Source organism: Hymenobacter oligotrophus (assembly GCF_003574965.1).
GTDB lineage: Bacteria > Bacteroidota > Bacteroidia > Cytophagales > Hymenobacteraceae > Solirubrum > Solirubrum oligotrophum.
In genome coordinates this window covers 3,734,314-3,755,374 of the sequence record NZ_CP032317.1, presented here as the reverse complement: position 1 = coordinate 3,755,374, position 21,061 = coordinate 3,734,314, and the positions used below count along the sequence as shown (strand labels likewise).

Here is a 21,061-nt window from a genome sequence, read left to right as displayed (position 1 = left end):
GGGCTTCCTTATTCACTCAGCCAATTACTCGGCCGATACTTCGCGCTTGCTACGGCTTGCGCGAGGCTTTGCTTCGCTGGCGGCCGGAGCGGCAGCAACCGGCTCCGGATCCTCCGTCGAGCCAACCTGAATGCGCGTGTACTCGCGCAAACCGGTACCGGCCGGAATGAGGTGACCAACGATTACGTTCTCCTTCAGACCTAGAAGTTCGTCTGCCTTGCCACGGATGGCAGCTTCCGACAGCACCTTGGTCGTTTCCTGGAACGAAGCAGCCGAAATAAACGACTGTGTGCCCAGCGAGGCCTGCGTGATGCCTTGCAGCGTGGGGCGCGATACGGCCGGCGAAGCGTCGCGCACTTCTACCAGCTTCAGGTCGCGGCGGCGCAGCGAGGAGTTCTCGTCGCGCAGCTTACGAGCCGTCACGATCTGACCGCGCTTCAGAATCGTCGAGTCACCCTCGTCCGTTACCACCTTCATGTCGATGATGGCATCGTTTTCTTCCATGAACGTGATCTTGTCCACGGTCTGGTGCTCGAGGAACGACGTGTCGCCCGGATCCATGATAACCACCTTCTGCATCATCTGGCGTACTACCACCTCGATGTGCTTGTCGTTGATTTTCACACCCTGCAAGCGGTATACTTCCTGAATCTCGTTCACGAGGTACTCTTGCACGGCGCCGGGACCCTGAATGTTCAAGATATCCGTCGGCGTGATGGCACCATCCGACAGCGGCGCACCGGCACGGATGAAGTCGTTGTCTTGCACCAGAATGTGCTTCGACAGCGGCACCATGTACTTCTTGCGTACGCCGTCTTTCGACTCGACGAAGATTTCGCGGTTACCACGCTTCACCGTACCGTAGGTTACCACACCGTCGATTTCCGATACCACCGCCGGGTTCGACGGGTTACGGGCTTCGAAGAGTTCGGTAACGCGGGGCAGACCACCGGTAATGTCGCGGGTCTTGCCAACGGCGCGCGGGATCTTAGCCAGAATGTGACCAGCCTTGATCTTCTCGCCGTTCTCCACGTTGATGTGCGAGCCTACGGGGATGTTGTAAGCCTTCTGCGACTCGTCGCCGCCTTTCTTACCGGCCTTGATAACCAGCGCCGGAGCTAGGGTCTTGTCTTTCGACTCGATAACCACTTTCTCACGGTAGCCGGTCTGTTCGTCCGACTCCTCACGGTAGGTTACGCCTTCTTTGATACCCTCGTAGTTGACGGCACCATCGAATTCGGCCAGAATTACAGCGTTGTAGGGGTCCCAGTTGTTGAGTTCTTGGCCCTTTTCAACCTCCTGACCTTCTTCGACAAGCAGGAACGAGCCGTACGGTACGTGGTTCGAGATAAACACCTTGCCGGTGCCTTTCTCCACGATACGTACTTCGCCCGAGCGACCCATCACCACTTTCACCGGTTCGCCTTCTGCATTCACCGAATCAACGGTGCGCACGTCTTCGAACTCAATTACACCGGCAAATTTGGCCCGGATGCTGGCTTCTACCGCAATGTTCGAGGCGGTACCACCCACGTGGAAGGTACGCAGCGTCAGCTGGGTGCCAGGCTCACCGATCGACTGAGCAGCAATTACACCTACGGCCTCGCCCTTCTGCACCATGCGGCCAGTCGAGAGGTTACGGCCGTAGCAACGGGCGCAAATACCACGCTTGGCTTCGCAGGTCAGTACGGAACGGATTTCCACCGATTCGATGCTGGTCTGGTCGATACGACGGGTAACCTCTTCGGTGATTTCGTCGCCAGCAGTCAGGATAACCTCGTCGGTCAGCGGGTCCACGATGTCGTGAACGGCTACGCGACCTAGGATACGCTCGGCCAGCGGCTCCACGATATCCTCGTTGTCCTTCAGAGCAAAGGTTTCGATACCACGCAGCGTGCCGCAGTCAACGTCGTTCACGATAACGTCTTGCGATACGTCAACCAGACGACGAGTCAGGTAGCCGGCGTCAGCCGTCTTCAGAGCGGTGTCAGCCAGACCCTTACGGGCACCGTGCGTCGAGATAAAGTACTCGATTACGTCCAGGCCTTCTTTGAAGTTAGACAGAATCGGGTTTTCGATAATCTCGCCAACCGAACCTTGCAGCGACTTCTGGGGCTTGGCCATCAGACCACGCATACCGCCGAGCTGACGGATCTGTTCGCGCGAACCACGAGCACCCGAGTGCATCATCATGTAGATCGAGTTGAAGCCTTGCTTCTCCTTCTCGAGGCGCGACATCAGCGTCTCGGTGATCTGGTTGTTGATGCGCGTCCAGATGTCGATAACCTGGTTGTAACGCTCGTTGTCGGTGATCAGACCCATCTGGTAGTTCTGGGTAACTGCCTGCACGTCGGCCTGCGCCTGGGCAATCAGTTGGTCCTTCTCTACCGGAATCTGGATATCACCTAGGCCCATCGACAGACCACCTTTGTAAGCCGACTGGAAGCCCAGCGTCTTGATGTCGTCGAGGAACTGCGCCGTGCGGGCCATGCCCGTACGCTTGAACACCATCGAGATGATCTGCTGCAGCTTCTTCTTGGTCAGCAGCTCATCTACGAAGCCTACTTCCTCGGGTACGTGCAGGTTGAACAGCACACGACCAGCAACCGTCTCGATAACTTTCGTCACGAGATTGTCTTCTTCGTCGCGCACCTTCGTACGCACCTTAATGTAGGCGTGCTTCGAAAGCTGGCCTTCGTTGATGGCAATTACCACCTCCTCAGCCGAGTAGAACGTGCGGCCTTCGCCCACAACTACTTCCTCTTCGGTGGTGCGCTTGCCTTTGGTAACGTAGTACAAACCCAGAACCATGTCCTGCGACGGTACCGCGATGGGCGCGCCGTTGGCCGGGTTCAGGATGTTATGCGACGCCAGCATCAGCATCGAGGCTTCCAGTACAGCGGCCGGACCTAGGGGTACGTGCACAGCCATCTGGTCACCGTCAAAGTCGGCGTTGAAGGCGGTACACACCAGCGGGTGCAGCTGAATAGCCTTGCCCTCGATGAGACGCGGCTGGAACGCCTGGATACCTAGGCGGTGAAGCGTAGGAGCACGGTTCAGCAGCACCGGGTGGCCCTTGAGAACGTTCTCGAGGATGTCCCATACCACAGCGTCCTTGCGGTCTACGATCTTCTTAGCCGACTTCACCGTCTTCACGATGCCGCGCTCGATGAGCTTGCGAATGATGAACGGCTTGAACAGCTCGGCTGCCATGTTCTTCGGCAGACCGCACTCGTGCAGCTTCAGCTCGGGGCCTACCACGATAACAGAACGGCCCGAGTAGTCGACGCGCTTACCGAGCAGGTTCTGACGGAAGCGGCCCTGCTTGCCTTTCAGCATATCGGACAGCGACTTCAGGGCGCGGTTGCCTTCGGCGCGCACGGCATTTACCTTACGCGAGTTGTCGAACAGCGAGTCGACAGCCTCTTGCAGCATGCGCTTCTCGTTACGCAGAATCACCTCCGGAGCCTTGATCTCGATCAGGCGCTTAAGGCGGTTGTTGCGGATGATAACGCGACGGTACAGGTCGTTCAAGTCGGAGGTAGCAAAACGGCCACCGTCCAGGGGCACGAGCGGGCGCAGCTCCGGCGGAATCACCGGCACCATACGAATTACCATCCACTCGGGGCGGTTTTCGATGCGGCCGTTGGCTTCGCGGAACGCTTCTACTACACGCAGACGCTTCAAGGCCTCAGCCTTACGCTGCTGTGAAGTCTCGTGAGCGGCGGAGTCACGCAGTGAGTAGCTCAGCTCGTCCAGGTTCAGACGCTCGAGCAGCATGTACAGCGCGTCGGCGCCCATCTTGGCGATGAACTTCTGCGGATCCTCGTTGGGCAGCATCTGGTTCTCGCGCGGGAGCTTGTCGATGATGTCCAGGTATTCGTCCTCCGTCAGGAAGTCGAGTTGCTGTACGCCTTCCGTTTCCAGCAAGCCCGGCTGCACTACCACGTAACGCTCGTAGTAGATGATCTGGTCGAGCTTCTTGGTGGGCAGGCCCAGCAGATAACCAATTTTGTTGGGCAGCGACTTGAAGTACCAGATGTGCGCAACGGGTACCACCAGTTCGATGTGGCCCATCCGCTCGCGGCGCACTTTCTTCTCGGTCACCTCCACGCCGCAACGGTCGCAGATAATGCCCTTGTAGCGAATGCGCTTGTATTTGCCGCAGTGGCACTCCCAGTCTTTTACCGGTCCGAAGATCCGCTCGCAGAACAAGCCGCCCATTTCGGGCTTGTACGTGCGGTAGTTGATCGTCTCGGGTTTCACCACTTCCCCGTTCGAGCGCTCCAGAATAGCTTCGGGAGAGGCGAGCGAGATGGTAACTTTCGAGAAGTCTTGAACCAGCTTTTTCGTTTTTGCAAACGCCATGTTGCTTGTGTTTAAGCTTTAGCTTGTTGCTGTTTACTGCCCTGAGGCTCCGGGCTTAGTCCAACGACTTCACCACAGAATCTCACAACAGCTCGACTCACGTAAAAGTGCTCTGCGGGTCGGATAGGTACGCCGCGCAGTAGATTTTATCGGGTTTGGGTCGGAGCCTCGTCGGCTCCACTCGACCAGCTTGTTGATGACTTTTCGGCCTGTTGATGTTGTCCTGACCATATCTCGGAACAACCGCCGAAAAGCATATCGCGAAACCGCTCGTACTCCGTCTTCGCTGGCTAGGCTCCTGCCTTTATCAACTGCCGAGTCGACCTAGGGCAGGATGCGCAAAATGGTTGCCGGCACCGAGGCACCGACAACCATTTTGTTAGCAGCTTTTTAAATTAGTCCAGCGTGATTTCCAGGGCCAGACCACGCAGCTCGTGAATGAGTACGTTGAATGATTCCGGAATATTCGGCTTGGGCAGTACGTCGCCTTTTACAATGGCTTCGTAGGCTTTGGCACGGCCAATCACGTCGTCCGACTTCACCGTCAGGATTTCCTGCAGGATGTTCGAAGCGCCGAAGGCCTCCAGAGCCCACACTTCCATCTCACCGAAGCGCTGACCACCGAACTGCGCCTTGCCACCCAGCGGCTGCTGCGTAATGAGCGAGTACGGACCGATCGAACGGGCGTGCATCTTGTCGTCGACAAGGTGACCGAGCTTCAGCATGTAAATTACGCCTACCGTTACGGGCTGGTCGAAACGGTCACCCGTCAGACCATCGTGCAGGTAAGCACGGCCCCAGTCCGGCAAGCCGGCTTCCGTCAGCTCATGTGCTACCTCGTCTTCCGTAGCACCGTCGAAGATCGGCGTCGAGTACTTGCGGCCCAGCTTCAGGCCGGCCCAGCCCAGTACCGTCTCGTAGATCTGACCAATGTTCATACGGCTCGGTACACCTAGGGGGTTGAGCACGATGTCCATCGGGGTGCCGTCGGGCAAGAAAGGCATGTCCTCATCGCGCACGATGCGGGCTACTACACCTTTGTTACCGTGACGACCGGCCATCTTGTCACCCACCTTCAGCTTGCGCTTCTTGGCGATGTACACTTTAGCCAGCTGCACGATACCAGCCGGAAGCTCGTCGCCTACCTCCAGGGTAAACCGGTCGCGCTTGAAGCGGGCCGTTACGATGTTGCGGCGCTTGGTGTAATTCTTCACCAGCTCAGCTACCATCGCGTTGGTCTTCTCGTCGGCAGTCCAGTTCTCCAGAATAAGGTCCTTGAACAGGTTCACCTCTTCCGGCACAGCGTAGTTGCTTTCGTCCTTGTAGGGGTTCTTCTCGGGGAAGAGAGCATCTGTGATGTTCTTCTTGCCGAATTTGGCCCCTTTGGCCAGCAGCTCATCGCCAAACTTGTGCTTAATGCCTTGCGAGGTTTTGCCCTCGAGCAGCTGCACCAGTTTGTCAACCATAACTGCCTTTACACCGCGCAACTCAGCAGCGTAGCGGTCCTTCAGCTCCTCTACTTCGCGCTTCGACTTGGCACGTAGGTTCTTGTCCTTCTTCGGACGCGAGAACAGCTTCGTCTCGATAACCACACCGTTCAGTGAGGGCGGCGCCTTAAGCGAGGCATCCTTCACGTCGCCGGCTTTGTCACCGAAGATGGCACGCAGCAGCTTCTCTTCCGGGGTCGGGTCGGTTTCGCCCTTCGGCGTAATCTTACCGATCAGGATGTCGCCTTCGCGCACTTCGGCGCCAATGCGAATGATACCGTTTTCGTCGAGGTTGCGCACGGCTTCTTCGCTCACGTTCGGAATTTCCGACGTTAGCTCTTCTTCGCCGCGCTTGGTCTCGCGTACTTCCAGCTCAAACTCTTCGATGTGAATCGAGGTGAAGATGTCGTCGCGAACTACCTTCTCCGAAATAACGATGGCGTCCTCGAAGTTGTAACCCTGCCACGGCATGAACGCCACTTGCATGTTACGACCTAGGGCCAGTTCACCGGCTTCGGTAGCGTAGCCTTCGCACAGCGGCTGGCCTTTCACTACCCGCTCCCCTTTCTTCACGATCGGGGTCAGGTTCAAGCAAGTGTCCTGGTTCGTACGACGGAACTTGATCAGCTCGTAGGTCACACGCTCAGCATCGAAGCTCACCAGAATGTCCTCTTGGGTAAGATCGTACTTAACGATGATCTTGTTAGCGTCAACGTAGTCGATAACACCATCGCCTTCGGCTACCACCAGCGCACGCGAGTCGATTGCTACGCGGCCTTCGAGGCCGGTACCAACGATCGGCGCCTGCGGCTTTAGCAGCGGCACAGCCTGGCGTTGCATGTTCGAGCCCATCAGTGCGCGGTTGGCGTCATCGTGCTCCAAGAACGGAATCATCGAAGCAGCCACCGACACGATTTGGTTCGGCGCAACGTCCATGTACGTGTACTCAGCCGGCTCAACTACCGGGAAGTCGCCCTCAAAGCGGCCTTTCACGCGCTCCGACAAGAAGTTGCCTTCGTCGTCGATGCGGGCGTTGGCCTGTGCGATGTGGTGGGTGTCTTCTTCCTCGGCGGTTAGGTATTTCACCGTCTCGCTTACGTCTACCTTGCCGTTCTCAACGGTGCGGTAGGGCGTCTCGATGAAGCCCATCGAGTTTACACGAGCGTGCACGCAAAGCGACGAAATCAGACCGATGTTCGGTCCTTCCGGCGTTTCGATGGTGCACAGACGGCCGTAGTGGGTGTAGTGAACGTCACGTACTTCGAAACCTGCCCGCTCGCGCGACAGACCTCCCGGACCTAGGGCCGATACGCGACGCTTGTGCGTCACCTCGGCCAGCGGGTTCGTCTGGTCCATGAACTGCGAAAGCTGGTTCGTGCCGAAGAACGAATTGATAACCGACGACAGCGTACGGGCGTTGATCAGGTCAACGGGCTTGAAGTCCTCGTTGTCGCGCACGTTCATGCGCTCCTTGATGGTGCGGGCCATACGGGCCAGACCTACGCCAAATTGGGCGTACAACTGTTCCCCTACGGTGCGCACGCGACGGTTCGACAAGTGGTCGATGTCGTCGACGATAGCCTTCGAGTTGATCAGGCCGATCAGATACTTCACGATGAGGACGATGTCCTCGTTCGTGAGTACGCGAGCTTCCCAGTTCGTGTCGATGCCCAGCTTCTTGTTGATGCGGTAACGGCCTACATCACCTAGGTCGTAGCGCTTATCCGAGAAGAACAGCTTCTGAATAATGTCACGGGCAGTTTCTTCGTCAGGCGCTTCCGTATTGCGGAGCTGGCGGTAAATCTGTTCTACAGCTTCCTTCTCCGAGTTGGAGTTGTCCTTCTGGAGAGTGTTGTAGATAATAGCGAAGTCGGCGATGTTGACGTTTTCGCGGTGCAGAATAATGGACTTTACGCCCGAGTCCACGATGGTGTCGATGTCCTCGTCCTCTACGGTCGAGTCACGCTCCAGCAGCACCTCGTTGCGGTCAATCGAAACTACCTCACCGGTATCTTCGTCCACGAAGTCTTCCGTCCAGGTGCGCAGCACGCGGGCGGCCAGCTTGCGGCCAACAACTTTCTTCAGGGTCTTTTTGTCAGCCTTTACCTCCTCCGACAAGCCGAACAAATCGAGAATGTCTTTGTCGGTGCCGTAGCCGATAGCGCGAAGCAGCGTTGTAACCGGGAATTTCTTCTTCCGGTCGATGTACGCATACATCACGTTGTTTACGTCCGTGGCAAATTCAATCCACGAACCCTTGAACGGAATAATACGGGCCGAGTACAGCTTCGTACCGTTGGTGTGCTTGCTCTGGGCGAAGAATACGCCCGGCGAGCGGTGCAGCTGCGACACGATTACGCGCTCAGCACCGTTGATAACGAAAGAGCCCTTCTCCGTCATGTAGGGAATGTTCCCGAGGAACACTTCCTGCTCGATGGTCTCGAAATCCTCGTTGTCTTCGTCGTTGCAGAGCAAACGCAGCTTGGCCTTCAGCGGAACCGAGTAGGTCAGGCCGCGGTCAATGCATTCGTCTACGGAGTACTTCGGCGGATCAACGTGGTAATCGATGAACTCCAGGACGAAGTTTTCCCGCGAGTCCGAAATGGGAAAGTTCTCAGCAAACACTTTGAACAGGCCCTCGTTCGAACGGTTCTCCGCAGCTGTCTCCAGCTGGAAGAAATCCCGGAACGACTGCAATTGCACGTCCAGGAAATCCGGGTATTCGATTACCTTCTTAATCTTGGCGAAATTGATCCGCTCCTCGGCCGTAGCCTTTGCTTTGGGTGTAGCCAACGTGTTAAGAATTAAAATGACACTGGGAGGATGGAATCTTCAAACCATGCCAGTAGCGCGAGCCAACCACTCACGCATCGAAGAACAACCCCAGGGGCAAGAAAAACGTTCTTCGATAACATTTAGCTGTGGTGGGTTCGCGCTACTGTTTCGCCGAAAAACGCTCCCAGAGCGTAGAAACGGCCATTAGCAAAGTTTGCAGGCTACAAACAGGAAAAGACCTGACTTAGTTGCCAGGTCTAATCCATGCTTGTCGGACTGAGAAACAGGTGCGGCAATTGGAATAGACCGTATCCTGTTTCTATCTAGTCAGTCCGGTTAAAGCAGGTGATTGGGAGGGGTTAATTACTTAACCTCTACTTCAGCACCAGCTTCTTCCAGTTGCTTCTTCAGGCCTTCAGCCTCGTCCTTGGCAACACCTTCTTTCAGGGGCTTAGGAGCGCCGTCAACCAGTTCTTTGGCTTCTTTCAGGCCCAGGCCGGTCAGGTCTTTTACCAGCTTAACTACAGCCAGCTTCTGAGCACCACCCGACTTCAGGATTACGTCGAACGAAGTCTTCTCCTCGGGAGCGTCAGCAGCTGCACCAGCGCCACCGCCAGCTACCATTACGGGAGCAGCAGCAGCCGGCTCAATGCCGTACTCGTCCTTCAGAATCGTGGCCAGTTCGTTAACTTCTTTAACGGTCAGGCTAACAAGCTGCTCTGCAAATGCTTTCAGATCTGCCATTTTGCAAAAAATTAGAGGGGTGTTGTTGAAAACGATGAATGAAAGTGAGAAAGAGAGCAGCGGTTAGCCTGCGGCCTCTTCTTTTTCCGAAAGGGTTTTGAGAATGCCAGCCAGTTTGTTGCCGCCACTCTGCAGAGCACCGATAACGTTTTTGGCAGGCGACTGCAGCAGGCCGATGATTTCACCGATGAGTTCCTGCTTGCCTTTGATGGTGCTCAGCGTCTCAAGCTGGTTAGCACCTACGAACACGTCGCTGTCGATGTAAGCACCTTTCAGAACAGGCTTGGGCTCAACGCCACGGCCGTAGTTCTGCGACTTGTAAAAGTCTTTCAGTAGCTTACCAGGAGCCGAGCCCGACTCTCTCGAGAACAGGATGCCCGACTGACCTTTCAGCGCGGCGTCCATTGCCGAAGTATCGGCCGACAGACGGTCCAGCGCCTTGCGGATCAGCGTGTTTTTGTAGACCTTGAACTCCATGCCGCGGTTGAAGCACAGGCGACGGAATTCGTTGATCTTGGCCACGGTCATGCCCGAAGCATCCGTGATGTAGAAGAAGCTGTACTCGCCGAACTTAGCGGCCAACTCATCTACGAGGGCGTATTTTTCTTCCTTCGTCATGATCAGGCGTATTGCTTATTTGGCGGAAGTAACAGCGGTGTCTACCGGTACGCCGGGGCTCATCGTGCTCGAGAGCGTGATGCTCTTGATGTAAGTCCCTTTTGCCGACGAAGGCTTCAGACGTTGCAAGGTCTGGATCAGTTCGAAAGCGTTTTCGGCAAGCTGTTGCTCGTCGAACGACACCTTACCAACAGAAGTGTGAATGATACCGGTTTTGTCAACTTTGAAGTCGATCTTACCAGCTTTCACTTCCTGCACAGCCTTGGCTACGTCCGTGGTTACGGTGCCTGACTTAGGGTTCGGCATCAGGCCACGCGGACCCAACACACGGCCCAGACGGCCTACCTTAGCCATAACAGCCGGCATGGTGATGATTACGTCGATGTCGGTCCAGCCTTTTTCGATCTTGGAGATATAATCGTCCAGACCTACGAAGTCAGCGCCAGCAGCCGTAGCTTCCGCTTCTTTATCGGGCGTAACGAGAGCCAACACACGAACGGTTTTACCCGTGCCGTGGGGCAGCGTAGCCACGCCGCGAACCATCTGGTCAGCTTTGCGCGGATCAACACCTAGACGTACGTCGATGTCTACGGAAGCGTCAAACTTGGTGTAGGTAATTTCCTTCACCACTTTGGCAGCGTCCTGCAGCGACCGTACTTCCGTCAGGTCGAATTTGGCAAGGGCTTCCTTGCGCTTTTTGCTCACTTTTGCCATGGTCTCTCCTAATTACTTGGTGAGGGGGTTTTCACCCGTGATGGTGAGGCCCATGCTGCGAGCGGTGCCAGCTACGAGCTTCATGGCCGACTCGATCTTGAAGGCGTTCAAGTCGGGCATTTTCGTTTCGGCGATTTGGCGGACTTGATCCCAGGTCACCGAGCCAACCTTGTTACGGTTCGGCTCTTTCGACCCGCTCTGAATCTTCGCTGCTTCCATGAGCAGGATCGGCGCAGGCGGCGTCTTCACCACAAAGTCAAACGACTTGTCGGTGTACATGGTGATGAGAACAGGTAACACTTGACCGGCTTTATCCTGGGTGCGAGCATTAAACTGCTTGCAAAACTCCATGATGTTCAAGCCCTTCGAACCAAGTGCAGGTCCAATCGGCGGGGCGGGGTTAGCCGCGCCTCCCTTTACCTGAAGCTTCAGGTAACCTTTGATTTCCTTGGCCATTTGGTTTGTTGAACTTCGACAGCGGGTGGCGCCCACTGCCGTTGTGAAAAATGCTCCTATATGGAAGCGGCCAGCGGTCCGGAGCGAACGACCAATGGCCCAACTGTAACAGTTCTTATTGTTCCTTCTCGACCTGGGTGTAGCTCAGTTCTACTGGCTGAGCACGGCCGAAAATCTTCACGATGACGTTCAGCTTCTTGCGTTCCTCGAATACTTCATTCACAGTACCCGAAAAGCCGTTGAACGGACCATCAATCACCTTCACTGTTTCGTTTACAACGAAAGGCACTTCCAGCGCGGCGGGCTGCTCTTCCGTTTCGTCAACGATACCTAGGATGCGGTTTACCTCACTCATGCGCAGCGGTACTGGCTTGGCATTGGCAGTTTTACCCTCCTTATCACTCAGGAAACCCAGTACACCTGGAGTCGTGGTGATAATATGGTCTACCTCACCATGCGAAAGATCTGCATGAATCAGGATGTACCCCGGAAAGAAGCTACGCTCACGCACCCGCTTCTTGCCATTGCGCATCTCGTAAACTTTTTCAGCCGGAATCAGTACCTGAGGCACCAGCTCATCCAGGCCGTGGCGGTGAATTTCCGTTTCGAGGTATTGCTTGGCTTTCTTTTCTTGGCCGCTTACCGAGCGAACCACGTACCACTTCAACTCTCCCATTTTAACTGTTGAAAAATAGTGAGACTTAGCGGAACGAGTTGTAGAACGCCTTCAGCAACGACTCGAAGGTCACATCCATCAGACCAACCACGATGGCAAACACAATGGAGCCGATGAGCACCAAACCGGCGCTCTTCTGCAGCTCGTCAAAAGAAGGCCACGTTACTTTGTAACGCATCTCCTCGACGGTATCGCGGAAGTATTTCGACAACTTATCCATGTTGGGTGGCCGGTTGGCGGTAAGGCAAAGCCGGCCGCTTCAGCAGCGGCCGGCTTCTGGTTTTAATCAGCACGGGCGGAGAGATTCGAACTCCCATCAAAGGTTTTGGAGACCTCTATTCTACCCTTGAACTACGCCCGTGTATTTACCCGATCAGGGCCGGATGCTCTGAATGGGAGTGCAAATGTAGTGAAGGTTCCAGACAAAACAAATCCGCCCGCGAAATTTTCGCGGGCGGATTGCATTGATCTTTCGACGATTAGTCGAGGATTTCGGTTACCTGACCGGCACCTACCGTACGGCCACCTTCGCGGATAGCGAAACGGAGACCTTTTTCCATAGCTACCGAGTTGATCAGCTCAACCGTGATAGTTACGTTGTCGCCGGGCATTACCATCTCAACGCCTTCAGCCAGCGAGATGATACCGGTAACGTCGGTGGTACGGAAGTAGAACTGCGGACGGTAGTTGTTGAAGAACGGCGTGTGACGGCCACCTTCTTCCTTCGACAGTACGTAAACTTCAGCCTTGAACTTTTTGTGGGGAGTTACCGAGCCGGGTTTGCAGATAACCATACCACGACGGATGGCTTCTTTTTCAATACCACGGAGCAGCAGACCTACGTTGTCGCCAGCTTCGCCACGGTCAAGGATCTTGCGGAACATCTCAACACCGGTTACTACCGACTTGAGGTTCTCAGCACCCATGCCGAGGATTTCAACTGCCTCACCCGAGTTGATTACGCCGCGCTCGATACGACCGGTAGCAACGGTGCCACGACCCGTGATCGAGAATACGTCTTCTACCGGCATCAGGAAGGGCTGGTCGGTCAGACGCGGAGGAATCGGAATGAAGTTGTCAACAGCATCCATCAGAGCCTCGATGGTGCCTACCCACTTGGCATCGCCGTTCAGACCACCTAGGGCCGAACCTTGAATAACCGGGATGTTGTCACCGTCGAAGTCGTAGAACGAGAGCAGCTCGCGGATTTCCATCTCAACGAGTTCGAGCAGCTCGGGGTCGTCAACCATGTCCACTTTGTTCATGAACACAACCAGCTGCGGTACACCTACCTGGCGAGCCAGCAGGATGTGTTCGCGGGTCTGGGGCATCGGGCCGTCGGTAGCAGCTACCACGAGGATAGCGCCGTCCATCTGAGCAGCACCGGTTACCATGTTCTTCACGTAGTCAGCGTGACCGGGGCAGTCAACGTGAGCGTAGTGACGGTTGGCGGTAGCGTACTCTACGTGAGCGGTGTTGATGGTAATACCGCGCTCTTTTTCCTCAGGAGCGTTGTCGATCGAGGAGAAGTCACGCTTAGCAGCCAGACCTTTGTTTGCCAGCACGGTGGTGATGGCGGCGGTCAGGGTCGTTTTGCCGTGGTCCACGTGACCGATCGTGCCGATGTTTACGTGCGGCTTGGACCGGTCAAAACTTTCTTTAGCCATTGTAAGGAGATTGGGAAGAAATTTTGAGGAAAAAGAGGATGCGAAACGCGCTGCGTGTATACTGCAAGAAAGCGAAACGCAGACTTCTCCCTAGGAAAAAACTGCACGTCGCTTGCTGCAGGCCATACGGCGGCAGGCGCGCTGCCCCGTTGGTATCACTCTTGAGCCGTTGCGGGGATTTGAACCCCGGACCTCTTCCTTACCAAGGAAGTGCTCTACCCCTGAGCTACAACGGCTTGTTTTATGACATTGCCACGCTGTGAGCAGATGAGCGGGAGACGAGGTTCGAACCCGCGACCTGCAGCTTGGAAGGCTGCCGCTCTACCAACTGAGCTACTCCCGCGTTATGGGCAATGACATAAAAGGGTGTGGGGGGAGAAGGATTCGAACCTTCGAAGTCGTAAGACAACGGATTTACAGTCCGTCCCATTTGGCCGCTCTGGAATCCCCCCGTTTGCTTAAGCGCTGGCCGTTTGCCCGCGCTATCTCCCATTCGTTTAATTCGCTTGTGCAGCTCGATTGCTGAATGGAGACGCAAAATTAGATGCTTTCGGATGCAAGTCAAGCAGTGACCCAAAAAAAGCCGATCATTTTTTTTGGTACTTGACTTTCGACCGAGGTAAACCCCGCTATTGCAGCAGGTTATATATCCCTATCAATCGCTCATCTTTTTCTTTGCTGCGAATGTCGGCAAGGGTAGTTCGCAGCGCGGGCATGTTACTGGCAAGCGTACTGAGGCCCTTGTAGGCTCCCAAGCGCACCTCGTACCTAGGATTTGTGCGGGCCATTATTTCCATCTTCCGTACGGCTTTGTCGCGCTCTACAGCTGGGATGCGTAGCATGAAGCTCCCTAGGTCTTGCAACATTTGGTACAGCGTGGCAGCATCGGCGTCTTCCATCTGGGCCAGGTACCACTGGTAATGATCGAGGGTGCCGTTGAGGGAGAAGTAGTTTGACAGGGCGGACACTACTACCGGATTTTTGTCGTTACGTAATGCTTCAATGGACGACTGAGCGCTTACCGTCGGTGATTTGGCTAAAGCACTGATGGCCGCTCCGAGCACTGCGTATGAACTATCCTTCAAGGAGCGAGTGTACAGGGCACCGAAATCCTCATTTTGGAAGGAAGCCAGTGCTCCTATGCCCGTAGCGCGCACCCGACTGTCTTTGTCGTTGGTGGCAATGCGTTCGAGCTCTTTCCGAATAGCGCCCCCCTCGGGGCCGCGGTAGCGCCGCAATGCCTCCGCGGCCGTAGCCCTAACACCCCAGAAAGGATCAGCCAAAGCATGGCGCATCATACCACTTACAGCCAAGTCGCCAACTTTGGGCCGAAGCTCTTCGATGGCCTGCTTTTTAGAAAGGAAGTTGCGGGCATGGTAATACTGGTACAGCAATTCCTCCTGGCTTTTCTCTTCGGTTAGCTCCGCCAGCAAAATCTTGTCCGAATCGAAATGCACCAGACTGGGGCGCTGATTCACCGGCAACTGAAAGCTCTGACGCGCTTTTGTCACGGTGAGCTTATGATCTGTCGGCTGATTATTAACCCAGGTGGTAACCGTTACGGGCAAGCGGTAAACAGGCTGGTAGGTAGTATCCTGCTTCTGCACCACGTGGAGCGTTACCTTGCCATCGGCGTAGGAATGCGACACGTTGAGGGTGGGATGCCCGCGCTGCATAAACCATTGATCGAAAAACCACATCAGGTCTTCGCCCGTCACGTCTTCGAAAGCCATCCGTAGCTCAGCCACTTCAACGGCGGAGAGCTTGTTGCTGGTCAGGTACTTGTTCAGCGCTGCAAAGAAGGCGTCGTCGCCGATGTAATTGCGCAGCATGTGCAGCACCCGCCCCCCTTTTTCGTAGGAGTGCCGGTCGAACATGTCCTCTTTATCGGCGTAGCGGTAACGGATTAGCGGCTCCCGCTTCGACTGGGATTCCTCTAGGTACAGGTTCATTTGCCGATGCCCTAGCATGTCGGCAGCCTCTTTGCCGTACTTGTGCTCCGTCCAGAGGTACTCGGAGTAGTCGGCAAACGACTCGTTAAGGGGCAAGTTCGACCAGGATTCGGTGGTCACATAGTCGCCGAACCACTGGTGAAACAGCTCGTGCGCTATCACCTCCTCGTCGTTTCCGTCGATAAGCTGGCGGCGGGTTTTCTGCACAAAGTCGCCGTGCACCGTAGCCGTGGTGTTTTCCATGGCGCCCGATACATAGTCGCGCACAACTACCTGAGCGTACTTCTCCCAAGGGAAATCGACGCCCAGTTTCTTAGAGAAGAACTCGAGCATTTCGGGAGTGCGCCCAAAAATGGCTTTGGCGTGCGCAGCGTATTGTGGCTCCACATAGTAATCAACGGCTTTGCCGCGCCACGTGTCGCTTACTACGGCGTAATCGCCTACGGCCATCATGGCCAGGTAGGGCGCGTGCGGAATGGTCTGCTTCCAGGTATCGGTGCGGGTACCGTCGTTGTTTTTCTTGGAGGCAACCAGCAAGCCGTTGGAGAGCGTTTTGAATTGCTGCTCAACCGTGAGGCTGATTTCCTGCGTCATGCGCTGGTTGGGGCGGTCGATGGTCGGAAACCAGCAAGAACTGGCCTCCGTCTCGCCCTGCGTCCAAATTTGTTTCGGCTTATTTTTCTCCGCACCTAGGGGGTTGATGAAGTACAATCCTTTGTCGGAAGAAATAGCCGCGCTGCCCCCGGCGGCTAGGTCGTTGGGCTTGGCCGTGTACTGAATGCGAACCTGATAAGGCTCCGTACGAGCATAGGCTTTGTCGAGCGTAATGGCCAGCCGTTTTTTGTCGTACTGGTAGTTGAGGTTCTTCTCCTTCCCGCCCGACACTAGTTTGACGCTCTTGACTTCGAAGCCTTTAGCGTCGAGCACGAGCTGGGTTTGGGGGTAAAAGTGCGGACGCACGGTTACCGTAGCCACGCCGAGCAGCCATTGCTTGGCCCAATCGAAACGAACATCAAGTTTGGTATCGACGAGGTCGTGCAAGAGGGTGGCAGCCGGCTGAATGGGGTTAACCGGCGGCAGCCAGTTGGGCACGATCAGGATGGACTGCGACGAGATTTGCGGCTGACCGGGTGTGTCGGTAGTCGCGGGCTTGTTCGCGGCGTTCTTCTTGGCCGTTCCGGACTTGTTGGTTTGCCCCAGCGTACTGAAGGGCAACGCAATAGCCAAAACAAGAGCACCGAGTGCCGGGTATTTCATTGCGCGGAATTTGGGGTAATCTGGGGGTTGAAGTTCCGAAATAATTTCAGATTACGCCTATCTTTAAGCCCTTTTCCGCTGCTTTCCACCCCACATTTTCATTCGCATGCTACAGGTCCGTACCGGCTCCCAACAGTCTTGGAATATCGATTTCAAGCCAAACGAAATTAGCGTTGATGGGGAGCCACTGGGCTGGGACCTAGTAAGCCTAGGTGAGGGGCGCTACCACTTGCTGTGGGAGGGGCGCTCCTACTCGGCCGAACTTTTGGAGCTGGATGCGGCCACCAAGCAGGTGCGCCTGAAGCTGAACGGGCACCTTTTCGAACTGCACGCCAAAGACCGTTTCGATTTGCTGCTGGAGAAACTCGGCATGAGCGAGGCAGCCAACAACAAAATCAACGAGGTGAAGGCGCCGATGCCTGGCCTAATTGTAGACATTCGGGTGGCACCGGGCCAAACCGTGCAAAAAGGCGACGCACTGCTGGTACTCGAGGCGATGAAGATGGAGAACATCCTCAAATCCCCCGGCGACGGAGTGGTAAGCGCCGTAAAAGTGAACTTGCGCGACAACGTAACCAAAGGGCAGGTACTGGTGCAGTTTGCCTAACGGGCCAGCGCCAATTACTGCCTAGGTCCGTGTCGCTTAGCCAAAGTCAAACAACCTAATCTGAAAACGTTGAAGTACAACCGAATTCTGCTGAAGCTGAGCGGCGAGGCCCTCATGGGGCGCCAACAATACGGCATCGATGCCGAGCGCTTGATGCAGTACGCCGAGGAAATCAGGGCCGTGGCGCAATTGGGCGTGCAAGTGGCTGTGGTGATTGGCGGCGGCAACATCTTCCGGGGCGTGCAAGCCGAAGCCTTTGGGCTCGACCGCGTGCAAGGCGATTACATGGGCATGCTGGCTACGGTTATCAACTCTATGGCTTTGCAAAGCGCCCTCGAAAAACTGGGCATTCCAACGCGCCTGCTTTCGGGCGTTACCATCCAGCGCGTGTGCGAGCCGTACATTCGGCGGCGGGCACTGCGTCACCTCGAAAAAGGCCGCGTAGTAATTTTTGGCGCCGGCATCGGCTCGCCTTACTTCACTACCGACTCGGCCGCTTCGTTGCGGGCCATTGAAGTGGAAGCCGACGTAGTGCTGAAAGGCACCCGCGTTGACGGCATTTACACGGCCGACCCCGAGAAGGACCCGTCGGCAACGCGTTACCCGCAAATCACCTTCGATGAGGTGATGGAGAAAAACCTGAACGTGATGGACATGACGGCCTTCACGCTTTGCAAGGAGAATAATTTGCCCATTATTGTGTTCGACATGAACAAAGCGGGCAACTTGCTTAAGCTGGCACAAGGCGAAACTATTGGCACGTTGGTAACCATGAACGGCAACGTCGCCTCAGCGGCCGATGCCAACGCGGGCCCTTTGGCGCCCACCTTAAAATCGGCCCCAACGCAAGCCGAGCAAGCCTAGGTACTGCCTATCCCAAGGCCTTAAACAGCTGCCGCACGCAGCTTTCAACTTTTAACATTTAACCCTTCAGAAGTGGACGAAGAAATTCAGCTGTACCTGAGTGACGCCGAGGAGTCGATGGGCAAAGCCCTTCAGCACACCAACACGGAGCTGTCGCGCATTCGGGCTGGCAAGGCTACCCCCACCATGCTCGATTCGTTGCGCGTGGATTACTACGGCACCCCTACCCCCGTGGCGCAGGTGGCCAACGTATCGGCTCCCGATGCTCGCTCGCTGGTGATCCGGCCGTGGGAAAAAAACATGCTGGGCGAAATCTCGAAGGCTATCAAGAACAGCGACCTTGGCCTTAACCCGGTGATGGACGCTGACTCGGTGCGCTTGAACTTGCCTCCCATGACAGAGGAACGTCGCCGCGACCTAGTAAAGCAGGTGAAAAACGAAGCTGAAAACGGCAAAATCCGAATCCGCGGAATCCGCAAAGATGTAAACGAATCGTTGCGCAAGCTGCTGAAAGACGGTGCTGCCGAGGACTCCGTGAAAGATGCCGAAGCCAAGGTGCAGAAATACACCGACAGCTACATCGTGAAAATCGACGAGCTGATGAGCAAGAAGGAAGCTGAGATCATGACGATCTAAGCCCTAGGTAGCTCCATAAGCAAAACGGCCCGGCTGCACATTGCAGCCGGGCCGTTTTGCTTAGAAAATGGATTGTGTATTGGCCCAATAGCCGGCCTCGGCTATGCGTTGCAGCACGGCGTCGGGCACCAGGTATCGGATAGACTTGCCGGCGCGCACCGTGCTGCGAATGAACGTGGCTGAAATATCGAGCAACGGGGCTTGGACCACCCGCACGTTGGCGGGCAACTCGGTGGGCAAATCAGCTCCTGGCCTAGGATACACGTAAATGTCGACCTCTGCCAACAGGCGCTCGGCGGCTTTCCACCTAGGGAGGCCGGGCAAGTTATCGCCACCCATCAAAAGCACGAACTGCGTGTCCGGATGCCGGGCACGCAGTTCGTCGAGGGTATCGATGGTATAGCTTGGGCGCTGCATGCCGAACTCCACATCGGAGGCCTGCAGCTGCGGGTTGCTGGCAATGGCAAGGTTTACCAAAGCCAAGCGCTCCTGCTCAGGCAGCAGCTCCTCCCCCACTTTAAACGGGCTCTGCGGCGACACCACCAACCACACCGCATCGAGGTCGGTTTGGGTGGCCATGTAATTGGCCAGAATCAGGTGCCCGGTGTGGATGGGGTTGAACGAGCCAAAGAGCAGGCCCACGCGCTGCGGGCAGGCCATTACACAATGGCCAACTCGGCCGTAATAAAGTCGCGTACCAGCTTCTCGGCTTGGGCAGTGGCTTGATCCAGGTCATCGTTCACGATGACGGCGTCGAACCGATCTTCAAACGTCAGCTCAAAGTTGGCTTTGTACAGGCGGGCCGAAATGCTCGAGGCCGAATCGGTGGCGCGGGCTTTCAGGCGCTGCTCCAGCACCTCCAACGACGGCGGTTTTACGAAGATGCACAAGGCCCGGTCTTTGTAGAACTCCTTTACGCTTAAGCCGCCTTTCACGTCGATATCGAGGATGGCATGCTTGCCGCCGCCCCATATGCGCTCGATTTCGGACTTAAGGGTTCCGTAATAAGAGCCTTCGTAGACCTCCTCCCACTCCACGAATTCATCGTGGCGGATTTTCTCCTGAAATTCCTGAACCGTAATGAAGTAGTAGTCCTTGCCGTTCTGCTCGGTGCGGCCGCGCCGGTCGCGCGTGCACGCCGATATGGAAAAGCTCAGCTCCGGAATACGCTCCATGAGCCGATGGACGATGGTGGTTTTACCAGCGCCTGAAGGCGCCGAAAAGGCGATAATCTTCCCCTGCATGGGGCAAAATTAGACCTTTTCGGACTGCACTCGCGCTAGAATGTTTGCCGAAAGACCCGAGGGTACACCTTTACGGCCTACATACTGGTTTAGAAAGTCGACGAAAACGCGCTGCTTATCAATGCTATCGAAGCAGGGCGAGCAGTCTTCGGCATGGTTAACGAAGTATTCCTCATCTTCCACGTTGGGCTCTTGGCCCACGATGATTTGATCGAGAATGGTATTCACACGCTCACAGTCGGCGCCGGTGGCGGTAGCGGCAGCGCCTTGTTGGTTGGGTGTAGACTTCGTGGCCATAACGGAGGAGTAATGTGGTGGAGGAGAGAGTTAAATGTACTTAGTCTTCATCTTCGTCGTACGCTTCGGCAACATCGCCTTCGCCGGAATCGTTGCCGTAGCCCATTTTTTTTGCGTAGCGCTCGAGCTTGTCTTTGAGGAAATTACGGGCGCGGTGCAAACGCGAGCGAACCGTACCGATAGGAATGTCGAGCACCTTGGCCATTTCCTCGTAGGTAAACCCTTCCAGGTCGCAGAGGATAATAACGGTGCGAAAATCCACCGGCAGCGAGTTCAACGCGCTGGCCACTTCGTCGCCGATCAGATCCCGTGTGGCCTGCTGGCGTAAGTCGGGCGATGTGGAGCCTGTGTCGCCCTCGGCATCAACTTCTTCGGTGTTGTAGTAGCCCTCTATCTCGCTGTAGTCAACTTTGGCGGGCTGCTTGCTTTTCTTGCGAAAGTCGTTGATGAACGAATTTTTCAGGATGCGAAACAGCCACGCTTTGGCGTTGGTTCCCGGCTCAAAGTACTCGAAGAAACGGTAGGCCTTCAGATAAGTCTCCTGTACGAGGTCGTTGGCATCGTCCTCGTCAAGGGTGAGGCGGTAGGCAAAGTTGTACAGCGAATCCAGCACGGGCAGCAGCTCGGCCTGAAATCGGCGGTCTTTTTCCTCCTTGCTCAGTTTGGGTACCCGTTCGGGAGTGTCGCTCATAAAAGGGA

General features: G+C 55.8%; 17 protein-coding genes and 4 tRNA genes. 3 read left to right on the top strand and 18 right to left on the bottom strand.

Annotated elements, in window-relative coordinates; translation table 11 throughout:
- Window positions 1–24: 24 nt before the first annotated feature.
- The 14 genes from rpoC to D3Y59_RS16040 form a co-directional block, all read right to left on the bottom strand.
- The gene (rpoC, locus tag D3Y59_RS16105; protein WP_119445979.1) at window positions 25–4,368 is read right to left on the bottom strand and encodes a DNA-directed RNA polymerase subunit beta'; all 4,344 of its coding nucleotides are present in this window, start codon (window positions 4,366–4,368) and stop codon (window positions 25–27) included.
- Between the two features lie 395 nt (window positions 4,369–4,763).
- The gene (rpoB, locus tag D3Y59_RS16100; RefSeq protein ID WP_119445978.1) at window positions 4,764–8,648 is read right to left on the bottom strand and encodes a DNA-directed RNA polymerase subunit beta; all 3,885 of its coding nucleotides are present in this window, start codon (window positions 8,646–8,648) and stop codon (window positions 4,764–4,766) included.
- A 345-nt stretch (window positions 8,649–8,993) separates the two neighbouring features.
- Window positions 8,994–9,374: a 50S ribosomal protein L7/L12 gene (gene rplL / locus D3Y59_RS16095; protein WP_119445977.1), complete on the bottom strand. Its 381-nt coding sequence runs from the start codon at window positions 9,372–9,374 to the stop codon at window positions 8,994–8,996.
- A gap of 63 nt (window positions 9,375–9,437) precedes the next feature.
- A complete protein-coding gene (rplJ, locus tag D3Y59_RS16090; protein WP_119445976.1) occupies window positions 9,438–9,992 on the bottom strand; it encodes a 50S ribosomal protein L10 in 555 nt (184 codons plus the stop codon).
- A 15-nt stretch (window positions 9,993–10,007) separates the two neighbouring features.
- Window positions 10,008–10,706, bottom strand: coding sequence for a 50S ribosomal protein L1 (gene rplA, locus D3Y59_RS16085; protein WP_119445975.1), 699 nt, complete (start codon window positions 10,704–10,706; stop codon window positions 10,008–10,010).
- Window positions 10,707–10,718: 12 nt separating this feature from the next.
- Entirely contained in the window at window positions 10,719–11,162 is a 444-nt protein-coding gene (rplK, locus tag D3Y59_RS16080) for a 50S ribosomal protein L11 (protein ID WP_059072153.1), read from the bottom strand.
- A gap of 115 nt (window positions 11,163–11,277) precedes the next feature.
- A complete protein-coding gene (gene nusG, locus D3Y59_RS16075) occupies window positions 11,278–11,838 on the bottom strand; it encodes a transcription termination/antitermination protein NusG (RefSeq protein ID WP_119445974.1) in 561 nt (186 codons plus the stop codon).
- A gap of 25 nt (window positions 11,839–11,863) precedes the next feature.
- Window positions 11,864–12,058, bottom strand: a complete 195-nt coding sequence (gene secE / locus D3Y59_RS16070) for a preprotein translocase subunit SecE (protein ID WP_059072151.1) — start codon at window positions 12,056–12,058, stop codon at window positions 11,864–11,866.
- A 70-nt stretch (window positions 12,059–12,128) separates the two neighbouring features.
- Window positions 12,129–12,199, bottom strand: a tRNA-Trp gene (locus tag D3Y59_RS16065).
- A gap of 118 nt (window positions 12,200–12,317) precedes the next feature.
- Window positions 12,318–13,505, bottom strand: coding sequence for an elongation factor Tu (tuf, locus tag D3Y59_RS16060; RefSeq protein ID WP_119445973.1), 1,188 nt, complete (start codon window positions 13,503–13,505; stop codon window positions 12,318–12,320).
- A 164-nt stretch (window positions 13,506–13,669) separates the two neighbouring features.
- Window positions 13,670–13,741 (bottom strand) — tRNA-Thr (locus D3Y59_RS16055).
- A gap of 34 nt (window positions 13,742–13,775) precedes the next feature.
- Window positions 13,776–13,848: transfer RNA gene (locus tag D3Y59_RS16050), tRNA-Gly, on the bottom strand.
- Window positions 13,849–13,874: 26 nt separating this feature from the next.
- Window positions 13,875–13,957, bottom strand: a tRNA-Tyr gene (locus D3Y59_RS16045).
- Between the two features lie 177 nt (window positions 13,958–14,134).
- Window positions 14,135–16,714 carry a M1 family aminopeptidase gene (locus D3Y59_RS16040; RefSeq protein WP_119445972.1) on the bottom strand — a complete coding sequence of 860 codons (2,580 nt, stop codon included), beginning with the start codon at window positions 16,712–16,714 and terminating at the stop codon, window positions 14,135–14,137.
- 106 nt (window positions 16,715–16,820) lie between these two features.
- Between D3Y59_RS16040 and D3Y59_RS16035 the strand changes: the two genes are divergently transcribed.
- The 3 genes from D3Y59_RS16035 to frr all read left to right on the top strand — a co-directional run bounded on the left by D3Y59_RS16035 (window position 16,821) and on the right by frr (window position 18,821).
- Window positions 16,821–17,321, top strand: a complete 501-nt coding sequence (locus tag D3Y59_RS16035) for an acetyl-CoA carboxylase biotin carboxyl carrier protein subunit (protein ID WP_119445971.1) — start codon at window positions 16,821–16,823, stop codon at window positions 17,319–17,321.
- Between the two features lie 69 nt (window positions 17,322–17,390).
- Entirely contained in the window at window positions 17,391–18,185 is a 795-nt protein-coding gene (gene pyrH / locus D3Y59_RS16030; RefSeq protein WP_119445970.1) for a UMP kinase, read from the top strand.
- A 72-nt stretch (window positions 18,186–18,257) separates the two neighbouring features.
- Window positions 18,258–18,821, top strand: coding sequence for a ribosome recycling factor (gene frr / locus D3Y59_RS16025; RefSeq protein ID WP_119445969.1), 564 nt, complete (start codon window positions 18,258–18,260; stop codon window positions 18,819–18,821).
- A 60-nt stretch (window positions 18,822–18,881) separates the two neighbouring features.
- Here the strand turns inward: frr and nadD are convergent, their stop codons facing one another.
- The 4 genes from nadD to D3Y59_RS16005 are packed head-to-tail and all read right to left on the bottom strand — an operon-like array spanning window position 18,882 to window position 21,053.
- Window positions 18,882–19,481 (bottom strand): nicotinate (nicotinamide) nucleotide adenylyltransferase, encoded by a 600-nt coding sequence (nadD, locus tag D3Y59_RS16020; RefSeq protein ID WP_119445968.1) that lies wholly within the window; start codon window positions 19,479–19,481, stop codon window positions 18,882–18,884.
- On the bottom strand, window positions 19,481–20,065 hold the full coding sequence (gene gmk, locus D3Y59_RS16015) for a guanylate kinase (RefSeq protein ID WP_119445967.1): 585 nt from the start codon (window positions 20,063–20,065) through the stop codon (window positions 19,481–19,483). The genes nadD and gmk overlap by 1 nt, the downstream gene beginning before the upstream one ends.
- A 9-nt stretch (window positions 20,066–20,074) precedes the next feature.
- Window positions 20,075–20,362: a hypothetical protein gene (locus tag D3Y59_RS16010; RefSeq protein ID WP_119445966.1), complete on the bottom strand. Its 288-nt coding sequence runs from the start codon at window positions 20,360–20,362 to the stop codon at window positions 20,075–20,077.
- Between the two features lie 40 nt (window positions 20,363–20,402).
- Window positions 20,403–21,053, bottom strand: a complete 651-nt coding sequence (locus D3Y59_RS16005; protein WP_119445965.1) for a sigma-70 family RNA polymerase sigma factor — start codon at window positions 21,051–21,053, stop codon at window positions 20,403–20,405.
- Window positions 21,054–21,061 lie beyond the last annotated feature (8 nt).